9 protein-coding genes are annotated in these 14,927 nt (G+C 32.5%); 6 read left to right on the forward strand and 3 right to left on the reverse strand.

Going from position 1 to position 14,927, the window contains the following annotated elements; translation table 11 throughout:
- The first annotated feature begins 149 nt into the window (after positions 1–149).
- On the forward strand, positions 150–1,175 hold the full coding sequence (locus tag CHRY9293_RS03620) for a glutaminyl-peptide cyclotransferase (protein ID WP_162031640.1): 1,026 nt from the start codon (positions 150–152) through the stop codon (positions 1,173–1,175).
- 70 nt (positions 1,176–1,245) lie between these two features.
- On the opposite strand, the gene CHRY9293_RS03625 is transcribed toward CHRY9293_RS03620, so the two are convergent.
- Both CHRY9293_RS03625 and CHRY9293_RS03630 read right to left on the reverse strand, forming a co-directional pair.
- A complete protein-coding gene (locus CHRY9293_RS03625) occupies positions 1,246–2,250 on the reverse strand; it encodes a cytochrome d ubiquinol oxidase subunit II (RefSeq protein WP_162031641.1) in 1,005 nt (334 codons plus the stop codon).
- A complete protein-coding gene (locus CHRY9293_RS03630; protein WP_162031642.1) occupies positions 2,247–3,590 on the reverse strand; it encodes a cytochrome ubiquinol oxidase subunit I in 1,344 nt (447 codons plus the stop codon). The genes CHRY9293_RS03625 and CHRY9293_RS03630 overlap by 4 nt, the downstream gene beginning before the upstream one ends.
- Before the next feature lie 266 nt (positions 3,591–3,856).
- Here CHRY9293_RS03630 and gyrB point away from each other — a divergent pair, with 266 nt between their 5' ends.
- The 4 genes from gyrB (at position 3,857) to CHRY9293_RS03650 (ending at position 10,691) form a co-directional block, all read left to right on the forward strand.
- Positions 3,857–5,791: a DNA topoisomerase (ATP-hydrolyzing) subunit B gene (gene gyrB, locus CHRY9293_RS03635; RefSeq protein ID WP_162031643.1), complete on the forward strand. Its 1,935-nt coding sequence runs from the start codon at positions 3,857–3,859 to the stop codon at positions 5,789–5,791.
- Between the two features lie 128 nt (positions 5,792–5,919).
- On the forward strand, positions 5,920–7,815 hold the full coding sequence (locus CHRY9293_RS03640) for a DUF3857 domain-containing protein (protein WP_162031644.1): 1,896 nt from the start codon (positions 5,920–5,922) through the stop codon (positions 7,813–7,815).
- A 2-nt stretch (positions 7,816–7,817) separates the two neighbouring features.
- The gene (locus tag CHRY9293_RS03645) at positions 7,818–9,749 is read left to right on the forward strand and encodes a transglutaminase-like domain-containing protein (protein WP_162031645.1); all 1,932 of its coding nucleotides are present in this window, start codon (positions 7,818–7,820) and stop codon (positions 9,747–9,749) included.
- Positions 9,750–9,866: 117 nt separating this feature from the next.
- Positions 9,867–10,691, forward strand: coding sequence for an RsiV family protein (locus tag CHRY9293_RS03650; protein ID WP_162031646.1), 825 nt, complete (start codon positions 9,867–9,869; stop codon positions 10,689–10,691).
- A gap of 213 nt (positions 10,692–10,904) precedes the next feature.
- On the opposite strand, the gene CHRY9293_RS03655 is transcribed toward CHRY9293_RS03650, so the two are convergent.
- Positions 10,905–13,496: a T9SS-dependent M36 family metallopeptidase gene (locus CHRY9293_RS03655; protein WP_162031647.1), complete on the reverse strand. Its 2,592-nt coding sequence runs from the start codon at positions 13,494–13,496 to the stop codon at positions 10,905–10,907.
- 541 nt (positions 13,497–14,037) lie between these two features.
- Here CHRY9293_RS03655 and CHRY9293_RS03660 point away from each other — a divergent pair.
- Positions 14,038–14,913: a diacylglycerol/lipid kinase family protein gene (locus tag CHRY9293_RS03660; RefSeq protein WP_394351019.1), complete on the forward strand. Its 876-nt coding sequence runs from the start codon at positions 14,038–14,040 to the stop codon at positions 14,911–14,913.
- Positions 14,914–14,927 lie beyond the last annotated feature (14 nt).

Consider the following 14,927-nt stretch of genomic DNA (forward strand, 5'->3'; position numbering starts at 1 on the left):
CAATAAAAATAAAAAACGTGAAATATAGCTCATTCATCACTGTATTGTGGATAAAGGATAGAGAAAATAGTGTAGTTTGGTCAACAAATTGCTGAGATTAGTAAAGCGGAATAAATTTTATTATTTTTGAAAAAATATTTAAAAATTAAATGAAAAAAAATATTATAGTTGGCTTGGCCACAGTATTGTTATTGGTATCATGTAATAAGGATGAGAAAATTCTCAATACTTTGAGTGAGTATAACAATTCCATGGAACAGAAAGGATATCATTTTGGAGACAAGCTTGAATTTCCCAAAGAGGTAACCGATAATGTAGAAAGTATTTCCATTAGCTTTGGCGATAAAGAAACTTCCGATTTGGTGATTAATCCTAAGTTTTTTACATTAGGTGATAATCAGGTCACCTTTAATATTAAAACAAAAGGAGGAGAAACTCTTAATCAAGATGCAACGGTAAATGTCTTTGCAAAAAATCCGGAAAAAAACATCTCTTATCAAATTGTTGCTGAATACCCCCATGATCCTAAAAACTTTGTACAAGGATTTCAAATTGAAGGAAATACCATTTATGAAAGTGATGGCCAAAACGGGGCTTCTCAGATTTTAAAATATACATTAGGGACTACAACACCTCTCGCTTCTACAAAGCAAGCTCAGCAGGATTTCTCTGAAGGAAGCACGATTGTAGGAGATAAAGTGTATCAATTAACTTGGCAGAGTAAAAAAGGATATATTTATGATAAAAGTTCATTGAAATTATTATCTGAATTTCCATACCCAAATGTATTAGGAGAAGGTTGGGGATTAACGTATGATGGTAAAAACCTTATTGCATCGGATGGAAGTAAAATACTGTATTTCCTGGATGCGAAAGATCCTTCGAAATTGGTGAAGTATATTGCTGTAGCAGGTAGTTCTCAAGCGTATGATCAATTAAATGAGTTGGAGTATTACAAAGGATTTATCTATGCGAATGTTTGGCAAAAACCTATTATTTTAAAAATTAATCCATCGAATGGCGAAGTTGTTGGGAAATTTGATTTTACGGATATAGCTAAGAAAAATACCAAAGGAAGTGATGATGTTTTAAATGGAATTGCTTTCAAAGGAGATCATATGTTAGTGACGGGTAAAAACTGGACTAAGATTTATGAGGTTACTATAAAAGAGTAATTCGACATAAGTACAATAAAATATGAAAAGGCTGCATTCTATAGGAGAAGCAGCCTTTTGTTGTATTGATTTATTTTCTTTGTTTACTAAATGATATCATCAGATAAAATAAGAAAGGTAAAATAAATAAAGAGCCCAATATCAGAGCCCATCCTAAAGCAGAAATTGTTTTAGAAGAAGCCACATGTTCTAATAAAGAAAGATGCTGCCCATTACCCAATAAAATAATATTGGGATTGTGTTGATAGGTTGCTGCTACTAAAATCATAATGACTTGAAAACCCGCTAAAGCTCTTACAGGAAGTAGTTTTCTTCTATTCATCGCTCTTAAAATTAAGCCTAAAGCAATGGTGGCGAAAAGAGTAGCCATAATTCCTAAAGGTTTTGAGAAAACCCATGTTAAAAGTGGAATATCCGAAATATAGGCTGTGAAAAATACCAAAATTCCGGCAATTACAACAAAAATCATAGTTTGTTTTGACTTTTTGATCATTAAACCTAATTCCAATCGGTCTGTAGTTTCTCTTAAGGCAAAAACGGAAGCCAGATAAGCACAAATGGAAATAGTGAATAATCCTACTGCAATTCCAAAAGCATTAAACCAGCTGAAAATATACAAATCTAAAAAGTGAGTAGCGTCCGGATTGATTGAATGAGAAACGGTAGCCGCAGCGATGAGTCCCAAGAAAAAAGGAGTTAATAAGCTTGAAAAATAAAATATCTGAGTATAGATTACTTGCCATTTATCTTTCACGGCGTCATAGTGTCTAAAGGTAAAGGCTGTTCCTCTTGCAATAATTCCCAATAGCATTAAAACCAATGGAATATGTAAGTAAGTAGATAAGGTCGTATAAATTTCCGGAAAGCCCACGAATAAAATCACGATAGCAATAATCAGCCACATATGATTGGCCTCCCAAACGGGCGCAATAGATTCATACATGATTTCTTTTGTTTTATGGCGGGCATTTTTTTTTGTAAAAAGTTCTACGATTCCTGCTCCAAAATCAGCACCTCCTAAGATAACATATAGGCAAATTGATAGCCAAAGGAAACCTATTACAATATAAATCATGATTTCTTATTTTTAGCGTTAAATTGATCATCTGTAGGATCATATAGTTGAGGAACCATTTGTATTTGTCTTTTTAAAAGAAATATGATAATGATTGATAGAGATACGAAAATTGCGGTAAAAAAATAGAAAGAATATTGTATTCCGGGCATGGGTGTAACTGCATCTACGGTTCTCATTATCCCATAAATGATCCAGGGTTGTCGACCTACTTCTGTCACTGTCCATCCGGCCTCCAAGGCAATATAACCGAAAGGGGTGGCTATTAAAAATATTTTTAACAACCAGTGTTTATTGAGCCATTCTTTTTTAAAAAAAAGAGCATATAAATAAATGATTCCAATCATAATCATGAGTGTTCCAAAGAAAATCATAATTTGAAAAGAGTAGTGAACCACTGCTACAGGAGGCCAGTCGTCTCTAGGAAAATCATTTAATCCTCTTACTTCCGCATTAAAATCATGACTGATTAAAAAGCTTAAAAGTTTAGGGATTTTAATAGCGTATTTTACTTCTCCTTTTGTTTCATCCGGAATTCCACCAAGAATGAAAGGAGCTCCTTTCTCAGTTTCAAAGTGAGCTTCCATTGCTGCTAACTTAATAGGTTGTCTTTCTGCAACCGATTTGGCAGCGATATCGCCACTAAACGGAATACCAAATGCACCAATTAAAGCAAATCCTGCAGCAATCCTAAATGCTTTGGTATGAAATGCAACATTCTTTTTTTTCATGATTAAATAAGCATGAACACCCGCAACGGCAAACCCTGTGGCGCAGAATGCGGCAAAGGTCATATGAAGAGCCTGAGAAAACCAGGCTTCATTAAACATTGCTTTAATAGGATCTATATTTATGTATTTTCCATTTATATAATCAAAACCTGCAGGAGAATTCATCCAAGCGTTGGCTGCTACTACAAGAATTCCCGAAGCCAGTCCGCTAATCCCTACTAAGAAGCCACAAAACCAATGAAACCACTTGTTAAATTTATCCCATCCATAAAGAAAAAAACCTATTGCAATTGCTTCAATGAAAAAAGCTGTTCCTTCTAATGAAAAGGGCATTCCAAAAATAGGTCCTGCATGCTTCATGAACTGAGGCCAAAGAAGACCTAATTCAAAAGAAAGCATCGTTCCGGAAACAGCTCCGGTAGCAAAAAGAATGGCGACTCCTTTACTCCACGCTTTTGTGAGACCTTTATAAATTTCATTATTAGTTTTTAAATACTTCCAATGTGCAAAAGCCATTAAAAAAGGCATTACCATACCCACGCAGGAGAAAATGATATGAAACCCAAGAGACATGGCCATTTGTGCACGGGCGGCAAGAAAATCGTCCATAATATCAACTTTTGAATAATATAAATGTAAGGATAAATTCTCAAGATGTAATATGATATAAAACAGTAAGATTTTATTATAAGCAATTTGTAGGTAAGAGTTTTTGATATATAAAGGCTACTGAATAGTTTACTGTAAAATAGGAAACGAATTAACATAACTCCTATTAGAATGAGGGTTATTTTTTGACATATTTTAACTTTCGTACCTCGAAAAAAATCACGATATTTGTAGGTCTTTGCATTTGGCAAGATTTTAATATTTATATGAGTCAGAAACAATATACAGCTAGTAGTATTCAATCATTAGAAGGTATTGAACACGTACGTTTGAGACCTTCAATGTATATCGGTGATGTAGGTACAAGAGGTCTTCACCATTTGGTTTATGAAGTAGTAGATAACTCTATTGACGAAGCTTTGGCAGGGTACTGTGATACCATCTTCGTGACCATTAAAGAAGGAAATGGAATTGAAGTAAGTGACAATGGTCGAGGTATTCCGGTAGATTTCCACGAAAAGGAACAAAAATCGGCTCTTGAAGTTGTAATGACAAAAATTGGAGCGGGAGGAAAATTTGATAAGGATTCTTACAAAGTTTCTGGAGGTTTACACGGGGTAGGGGTATCTTGTGTTAACGCGCTTTCAACTTCCCTAATCGCTACTGTAAATAGAGACGGAAAAGTATATCAACAAAAATATTCTAAAGGACGTGCTTTAGAAGATGTTGAAGAAATTGGAACGACAGAAAAAAGGGGAACAACCGTTTTTTTTCAGCCTGACGGAAGTATTTTTAATGAGTTAGTATATAACTATGATACACTTGCGACAAGATTAAGAGAGTTAGCTTATTTAAATAAAGGAATTAAGATTACTTTAACAGATGAAAGAAATCTAGATGAGAATGGAAGTTTTTTTGTAGAAAATTTCTATTCGGAAGGAGGTCTTAAAGAATTTGTGGAGTATATTGATGGGAATAGAGAATCGATCATGGAGAAAGTAATCTTCATGGAAGGAGAAAGAGATGATATCCCTGTTGAAGTAGCGATGCGCTACAATACATCATTTAATGAAAACCTTCACTCCTATGTAAATAATATCAATACCCATGAAGGGGGTACCCATTTGGCAGGTTTTAGACGTGCTTTGACAAGAACACTGAAAAAGTATGCGGATGACTTGGGGATTCCTCAAAAAGAAAAAGTGGAAATTACAGGAGATGACTTCCGAGAAGGATTGACGGCTGTAATTTCTGTTAAAGTAATGGAGCCTCAGTTTGAAGGGCAAACTAAAACAAAATTAGGTAACTCCGAAGTTTCTGGTGCTGTAGATAAGATTGTAGGAGAAATGCTTACCAATTTTTTGGAAGAAAATCCAAATGAAGCTAAACTTATTGTACAGAAAGTTGTTTTAGCGGCTAAAGCAAGACAAGCTGCCAAGAAAGCTCGTGAAATGGTTCAACGAAAATCACCAATGGGTGGTTCAGGACTTCCGGGAAAATTATCAGATTGTTCTTCAAAAGATCCGGCCGAATCAGAAATATTCCTTGTAGAGGGAGATTCTGCAGGAGGAACAGCAAAGCAAGGAAGAGACAGACACTTTCAAGCTATCCTTCCCTTGAGAGGTAAGATTTTAAATGTAGAAAAATCAATGCTTCATAAAGTGTATGATAACGAAGAAATTAAAAATATTTATACAGCTCTCGGAGTTTCGGTTGGAACAGAGGAAGATAGCAAGGCTTTGAATATGAATAAGCTAAGATATCATAAAGTCGTAATTATGACCGATGCTGATATTGATGGTTCTCACATCTCTACTTTGATCCTTACATTCTTCTTTAGGTATATGAAAGAACTTATTGAGAACGGCTATATTTATATTGCCCAACCTCCTTTATATTTATTGAAAAAAGGAAACAAAAAAGTATACGCCTACAACGAAAAAGAAAGAGAAGAATTTACGCTAGATATGTCTCCAGATGGCAAAGGAGTGGAGGTTCAGCGTTATAAAGGTCTTGGGGAAATGAATCCGGAGCAGCTTTGGGAAACCACTCTTAACCCCGAACATAGAATCTTGAAGCAAGTGACTATTGATAATGCTGTAGAAGCTGATAATATTTTCTCTATGTTGATGGGTGATGAAGTTCCGCCAAGAAGAGAGTTTATTGAAAAGAATGCAAAATATGCTAAAATTGATGCGTAATGCGTAATTTAGAGTATATTTAGATTGTAAAAAAATAGAAGAGACCTCTGTGAATGCAGGGGTCTTTTTTTATGTAATAAATAAGGTGAGATATTGAAGAGATTTTACTACTTTTGCAAAATTTTATTATGGTGAAAAAACTACTCTATTTTGGGGCGCTAACTTTAGGGCCCTTATACTATTCTCAGAATTATCCGGTCTCGACAATTCCTGAAAATCTTAAAAAAAATGCGAATGCTGTTATACGAAAAGACATTACAACGGTTTATATAAATAAAATTGATGAAATAAAATATCAGTACAATACGATAACCACTGTGTTGAATAAAGATGGAGATTCGAATGCTATGGCCTATATTCACTATCGAAAAGGAGATAATATATCTGATGTAAAAGTGACGATCTATGATGAGGCTGGGAAAAAAATAAAATCCTATTCTAAATCAGATTTTGGAGATTTTGCCAATAGTCCACAAGGAGCTTTTTATTCAAATGATCGGATTCTCGTTTTATCTCATATGCCTTTACAGTATCCTTATAGTGTTGATTTTTCCTATCAAATTACGAATAAAAATACGATTTTCTTTCCAGATTTTGCTCCTTTCTATACAACAAATACTTCTCTTGAAGACGCAGAGTTTAGAATTATTAATAAGTCCGGTATTGATCTTAGAACCAAAGTATATCCGTCAAAATATAACTATACATCGGTAGGAGAAGATGATAATGGAGTGGAGAAAATGTATTATTATAAAAATGTGGAGGCCATAGGAGATGCTTTTTTATCACCTCAGCCAATGAAGATATTACCCAAGGTAAGTTTTTCACTTTCTAAGTTTAATTTAGAAGGTAAACAAGGAACGTTAACGAGTTGGAAAGACTTTGGAGAATGGTACTACAATAGTATTTTGCAACCGGTTTCTGTTTCTACACCAGAAATAAAAGCAGAAGTGGCAGCTCTTAATTTACAGGGATCCACAGAAGAAAAAGTAAGGAAACTTTTTCAGCATATGCAAGAGAAAACAAGATATATTTCTGTCTCTTTAGGGATAGGAGGGTGGCAGCCTATGCTTCCGGATGAAGTGCAGAAAAAAGGGTATGGAGACTGTAAAGGGCTTACTAATTATATGAAAACTTTATTAGACGAAGCAAAAATACCTTCTTATTATTCAGTAATTAATTCCAGTTCATCTCCAATATCATTTGACCCTGATTTTCCGAAAATGGGAGGAAACCATGCGATCTTAATGATTCCTACAGATAAAGGAAATATTTGGCTTGAAAATACATCACAGAAAATTGCATTTAATCATTTGAGCTTTTCAACAACAGATAGGAATGTACTTTCTATAAAACCGAATGGAATTGAGCTAATCAATACACCTATTTATTCAGCGGAGCAAAATGTTGAGAAGCTATATTTAAATATTAGGCTTAATGAAGACAACAGCATTATTGGGGAAGGGAAATTTGAGTACACCGGGAGTCAATATGATTACTCACTAGGGTATACCAGCCTAACAGCCAAAGAAAGAAATGAAGCGTTGAAAAACAGATTAGATATTTTGCATTTCGAAAAAATTGAAATGAAAGATTTTTTGAATGATAAGGATCAGGCAGTATTAAAATATAATATTGATTTTAAAGCCAATAATTATTCTAAAAATGCAGGGAATAGTCTAATGTTTAGAGCCGTTCCTATTTTTTCAAGTAATAATTATAAAGCTGATGAAAATAGAGAGTTACCTTTTGAGTTAGCACAATCTTTTCAAGATGAATATGAAATTAATTTTATCATTCCTAAAAACTATAAAATAGATGAGGTTCCTGATGATGTGACTATTAACTCTGAATTTGGAACTTACAAATTAAGCTTTGTGAAAAATGGAGAGGAAATAAAAGTAAATAGATTGATTAAAGTAAACAAAGGAATGTATCCTAAAGAAAAATACAACGATTACATTAATTTCAGAAAAAAAACAATCAATGTTGATAATTCAAAAATTTTAATAACGAAAATATAACTATGAAAAAAATACTACTTCTTATTTTTTGCACTCTCCATTTACTTTTTGTAAGAGCTCAAAAGCATGAATTTTTAACCCCACCGAAGTTTAATGAGGCAGACCTTACTAAGGAGAAATCTTTGCTAGACGAAAGCGCTCCAGCGGAGGTTTTATATAGATCAACACACTTTAGTATTGATTATACAACCGGGTTTCTTCTTAAAAAATATTTTTACCGAGTTAAAATATATGATAAAGATAAAGCAGAAGATTGGTTAAATTTAGAAATTCCCCTCTATAAAAATGGGAATACTGAAGAGAAATTAGCTAAAGTTAAAGCTATTACTTACAATCTAGAGAATGGGGTGGTAAGTTCTACTCCTGTAGAGAAAAATTCTAAATATAAGAGTAAAGAAAGTAAATATCTTAATATTACCAAGCTTGCTTTTCCTAATGTGAAAAATGGTTCTGTACTTGAATATCAGTATGAGGTAACCTCTCCTTTTCTATATACCATTCCTGAAATTGTAGTAGAAACTAACACTCCATCTTTATATACTGAGTATGTTTTAGATAATCCTGCAAATATTTCATATAATATAAACTATACAGGTTCACTTATTCCAAAACATAAATTAATTGAGGATAAATTTATGTATGGAACTCAATATAAAACTTATAAATTTGGATATGAAAATGTAAAAGGATTTAAAGCTGAAAAATTTGTTAAGAATGACCGAAACTATAGAACAAAGATTAGTGCTGAATTACATTCTACCAATATTAATCAGTTAAAACTATATACTTCATCTTGGGATAAAATAAAAGAAAGACTATATAATGATGAAGATTTTGGGGGTGAACTTAAGAAAACAAAACTAGCAAAGGATATTATGCCTGAAGGTATTGCAGGCCTATCTAATGATATAGAAAAAGCAAACGCTATTTTTAATTATGTTCAGAAAAATTTTACTTGGAATAAAGAATATGGAATTTATTCGGAATACGGTTTAAAAAAGCTTCTAGAAACAAAAACCGGAAATGGAGCGGAAATCAATCTATTACTTGTCCTCATGTTTCGTGAAGCGGGAATAAAAGCAGATCCTCTTCTGATTTCAACAGTAAACAATGGGTTGATAAATCTAGTTACTCCTAATCTTTCCAATATGAATTTTGTATTAGCAGTTATTAATATATCAGAGACATACCACCTTTATGATGCTACATCTAAACAATCTTCAATGGATCAATTGCCGCCAAGAGATTGGAATAAGTATGGGATTTTACTATCGAAAGATAAGGCACAGCAGCTCACAATGGAGAACTCAAAACCAAGTTTTACTTATCTTACGGCAAATGCAAAAATCAATGCCGATGGAAGTATTTCAGGGACATATTCAGATAAGGATACCGGAAGTTTTGCTATGTATAACAAGGAAATCTATGATGAGAATAACGAAAAATATAAAAAACAATACCAGGATAGCTATGCTATAGATTTTACCAATATAAATTCTAAGGTAATTGAAGGAGGTGAATTTGAAAGTACGATGAATTTTTCTTCTGAAAATCTGATAGACCGAGTAGGAAAAAAAATGATTATCAATCCTATGCTTTTCCTAAATAAAACTTCCAATGAATTTGATCAAACAGAGGCTAGAAAATATACGATCGATTTTTTATCTCCTTATACAAGAGTTAAAAAAGTTATTTTAGAACTTCCTGAAGGATATACTATTGAAGAACTTCCAAAAAGTAAAAAAATTGTTACGGAAGATAAAGAGATAGAATACAGTTATGTAGCAGAGCAAAAGGGAAATACAATTGAAGTGACTGCGACAACAAAGGTAGCAAGTACCGATTATCCTAAAGAATATTATCCTGCATTCAAACAAATCTGGGGTGTTGCTTCCAATAATGAAAATCAGGTAATCAATTTGATAAAAAAATAAGTTATTGCAAATCAATTATATACATTTTTTTGTGTAATTGACTTAAAAAAAATAAATATTATGATAAAAACCATTCATTTTTGAATGGTTTTTGCTTTTATATAGGAAATTAAAAATATGAAAAAAACTCTCGTTGTTTTAACTATCTCTACCTTTTTTATTTTTTATGCTTGTAAAAAAACTGAAAAAGATGTGACAGTTGTAGATACAGAATTATCAGAGCCTGAAAAGCTTATGGTGGATTCAGTGAGCGTTAGTGATTCAATCACGCTGAGTGATTCATTAAAATTAAAATTTAGCTCAAAGATGTTGGTTTTTCCAACCATAACGGATGAAAAATTATTAGATAGTATCTACTTTCAAAATAAAAATATTAATGACTTTTCCAAGAATGGATTGAAGAGCTTAGCAGAGAAAAATAAAAATAATTATTTTAATAACGCGAAGAAAGATTCTGAAGATTGGCTTTCCGATATTAAGTTCTCACAACAGTGGTATACAGACACCTCTATGAAATTGAAGGGAAACTTAAATGATTATTTACATATCCAATATTTCTGGAGTACTTATGAAGGAGGGGCACATGATAACTATAGTTTTACAGAAAGAGTTTTTGATTTGAAAAATAATAAGAAACTAGAACTGAAAGATATTACCTCTATGCCCGAAAGAAAAATAGAGGAATTATTGAAAAAGAATATTGATAAAATGAACAGCGGAACAACCGATGAAAATGGAACCGTAAAAAATTCTGAGATGCTTTTGGTAGATGTAATTCCTGCAAATAATAGCTTTTATTTTGATGACAAAAATCTGTATTTTCATTATAGTCCCTACGAGATAGCTGCGTTTGCTGCAGGGGATATTGTAATTCCAATCTCTTGGGAGGAGCTAAAAGGAAGTTTAAATCCTGAATTTAAAAAAAGAATGAAAATTCAGTAAACACTTAAAATATTCATTTTTTTTCTTTCAAAAAACATAAAAAAATACTTCTTTTGAAGTTCTGTTTCAGAATAATTAACAAGATTGTATAAATGAAAAATCCGGAGAAAATAATTTCTTCGGATTTAAATATTAAAAGCTGTTTGAAATTTTATTGAAATACATAAAATAAGCAAATTTAGATTTATTTTATTTCGCTTATTTCTAGATCAATTATTTTTTTACTATTATTTTTGAAGTAGAATCAATGTTAATCCCTTTTACTTTCACGAGATAGGTTCCATTTACTAATTTCTCTGTGGAAATCGTTTTCTTACTATCAGTAGAAATTTTATTTTCAGAAGTTACTAGTTTTCCTGACATATCATAAATTTCAAGATTTACTTTCCCCATAGTATGGGTCGGAAAAATAATATTGAATTCATTTTTGGCAGGGTTTGGATAGATAGTAATTGTATTCTTTATAGTTTTTACTTCTGTTGTTCCTAATGTATTACAATCGGTAGGGACAGTAAAATCTTCTACTTGGTCATTTATATTGGTTTTATCTCCTGCCGAAGCATTGACTCCCAATCCCCGTTTAGCGAAGACCTCCCAAATGAGACATTTATTTTCTCCTCCTGTTGTATCCAACTCTGCGGCCAAAATTGCATTTCTTCCATCCACGAATGTAGGATTACACGGTTGTAGTTTTAAGGCATCTGTTATCAACTGAAGAACCTTTGTACTTCCATTCGTAGTATTGGCTAAAAGATCCGCAGAATACCCATATTTTTCAGCATATTTCCAGTGAAGGTCCCATAGCATAGTTGCCCAGATGAAACCTATGCCGTGTATGTCTGGTACTAGATTGCCTAGGCGATCTTTAACTAGCATGCCATTGGTTTTTCCGTAAGTAAAATTATTAATAGAAAAGTTACTTGAATACTTTGCAGGTCTTACTCCTATTCCTGTAACTGGCTCGCTAGCCAAATATGTTCCAATTCCTCTTGCTGTTGCTTCCGTATACTCTGGCTTATTGGTGAGCATCATGGCATAGAAATCAGACCAGCCTTCCCCCATTTGTTCTGCTGAAATATTTGGATCTAAACAGCTATATCCAGTACCTGTTAATCTATTTGATAATCCATGAGCATATTCGTGAATAACAACACCGTTATCAAAACCTAAAAATTTCTCTTTTTCCAAAGCAGGATCATTTTTTAAGGTAATATTAACTATCGCCGTGCTATTCAGTAAATTTTTTATGTACTCACCTTCAGAATTAAGAACTTTTACTGACGGTATGGTTATAGTTGAATCAGTTCCTGTCATTCTCGTTATCTCTTCGTTATCTGAAGCTTGATATATTACTACGGCAACGGCACCTGCATTTTGTGCATTTTTGACTTTTACTGCATCAGTACAATTTCCTGCCTTTATCAATCCTATTGCATTGTTTAGAGATCCTATGGGTAATGATGTACAACCATCGACTTCATTTGGTATTAAAACATTACCACTCACTCCGGTTGCATCCAATTGATTTCCAAAAGGAGCTTTTCGGGTACGGGCACGTCTGTTCATCGTACTGCTAGGCGCTTGATAATAAAGATAATGAGGTTCAGACCATAATTGTAGTCCTATTTCACCACTTTTTCCATCAGGATAATTTACAAATGATGAAGTGTTGGTGACGATGGGCATAACAAGACATAGTACAGGATCGTTTTGCGCCCCTCCAAGACCAAAATTATTTATCTGAAAATTCCTAGCTATTTCTGTGAAACCAAATTTATAAAGAATATCATGTACCATATTGGTATTATAAAATGCATTGGCAACAGCAGCATTCATATTAGCATCCGTAGAAGCATTATCATCAAAAGGAAAGTTAAAATTCCTTGTACTTCCGCCTTCTGCAAATGCAAATTTATTCAATGCTTCATTAGTTGCAAAAGCAATTATATTATTTCCTTGAGTATTTGTATAGTGATCAGTTCCATCAGAATGCCACCCTTCAGGAGAAGAAGATAATATCCACGGATTGGATATATGGGTACGAGAACCAAAATTAGGAGCTTCTATTGGTAATGCAAAGATATTATATGATGCATTGTCGGGGGACATAGAATAAGAACTAGGGAAGATACTTGTTGAATTATAATAGTTTTTGTTTTGAGGAAATTGTAAAAATGTATTGTCTGGCTTATAGGTGTCCGAGGATACATTGCAATAGGACATTAAGCTTAATTTGTGCAAGATTTTACCATTTTCCGCACTAATTAAAATATCCCACGCATCTGATTTGTCTTTTGTTGGAACTAAAAATTCATAACATAGTATTAAACTCTGATTGTGCTTTAGATACACTAATCGTTGGTTGGTTATTAATTTATTTTTGTCTGCGTCATTTTCATGAAATTGCAAGATTGTATAATCCGAGCTGTTCTTTAGTTTCAATCCTTCACTTACCTTTTCAAAAGCTTGGCTGGAACTTAGCTTAGGAATATTTTGATCGGCTTGTTTATAATCCTTTTCGAAAGCATCCGAGAAATAAGCTATTTTATTATCTTTTATGAGTGCAGTAGATACGGCATTAAATATGGGCAAACCATTATAAGTTTGTTGGATCTTAATAACCTCCCCATTTAGTGATTTTGAATAATCTTTATTATCAATAGTATATTCGGAAAGATCTGATCTTTTATAGGAAGAAAATGTATTCCTAATATGCTGTCTCAAGATTGATTCACTATTTTGAGCGTAGCTCATCGATGAGCAAATAAATAAAGCAATAATAAGTTCTGAGCCCTTTTTCTTCATATTATATTTTTTATTTTTATCGTATAATAGGTGGCCCAAGATAAATAGGGAATGTTTTGAGTTATGTAGTTTTTTGCAGGATTCTCATTTTTTAAGGACAGTATACTTACATGAGTAAGTATTTTTTTGATGCGAGTTAACTTCTTTATTTACTTGGGGTAAACTATTTTAGAAATTTATTTCTTATACTTTATTTGTGTAAGAATACTTTCCAAAAATAGGGAGAAAATAGCTTATTTTGTTTCTTATTTATAGGAAATATTTGCTCTATAATGATCATTATATTGTATAGGTGGGGATTAATATTTTTAGCTATAAAGTATTGATTATTAGTGTTTTTAATTGCGATAAAATCAGATAATTCATATGAATAGTCTTTCCTTATAATAGAAAAATATAGCTAGGGATGTTTAATTTTTATATATAAGAGTTAAATATAAGTAGGGTGTCGAAAATCATTACATATTATTGTTTTTTTTTGTTTTTTATCAAAAAACTATGGAGACGCTCGTAAATTAATTTAAAAAATACTTTATATAAAATGCATTTTTTTATTTTTGTAGTAATGGAAAAAATAGCTTTTATAATCAATCCTTTTTCGGCTAAAAAAAACTATGAACCTTTTCTTGCTGAACTTAAAAATAAAGTGGTTAACCCCTTGTATTATATTTCAGAATCTATAGAGGGAACTAATGACTTTATCCGAAATCACTTTGATAATATAGATATATTTGTGGCAATAGGAGGAGATGGTACTATTTCTACAGTGGCCAGAAACCTTATTAATACAGATAAAGTGCTTGCTATTTTTCCTGCGGGTTCTGGGAATGGATTTTCCACGGAGACTCAATTCAACAGAAATTTAGATGAGCTTATTGAAAAAATTAATACTAAAAAATCTAGAAAAATTGATACATTCACAGTAAATGGTCAGCTTTCTATTAACGTTTCCGGAACGGGGTTCGATGGAAAAGTGGTGAAAGAATTTGAAAAAACGACCCGAGGATTTACCAATTATATTAAAGTTTCTTTAAAAACTTTTTTTAATTATAAGCCTATCAAATTGAAATTTTTTACTGAGGAATATCAAAAATATAATGGAAAGTATCTGATGGTTAATGTGGCTAATACCCGCCAGTTTGGAAACAATGCATACATTGCTCCCCATGCTAGTAAAAGTGATGGCCTAGTAGATCTAGTATTGGTCAAAAAATTTCCTTTAAGATATTCACCTGTTTTTGCATTTAGAATGTTTACCAAAAAGCTAAAAACAGATGATTATATAACTTATATCCCTGTTTCAGAAGTTGAATTTAAGGTAAATACTAAAAATTGGCATCTGGATGGAGAGTTTAATAAAATAAAATCTCCAATTCATATAAAAGTACAACCGTCAAGTCTGAACATTTTGATTTAAATTGGGTTTGAGAA

This window comes from Chryseobacterium potabilaquae, from assembly GCF_902728265.1.
In the GTDB taxonomy this organism is placed as follows: domain Bacteria; phylum Bacteroidota; class Bacteroidia; order Flavobacteriales; family Weeksellaceae; genus Chryseobacterium; species Chryseobacterium potabilaquae.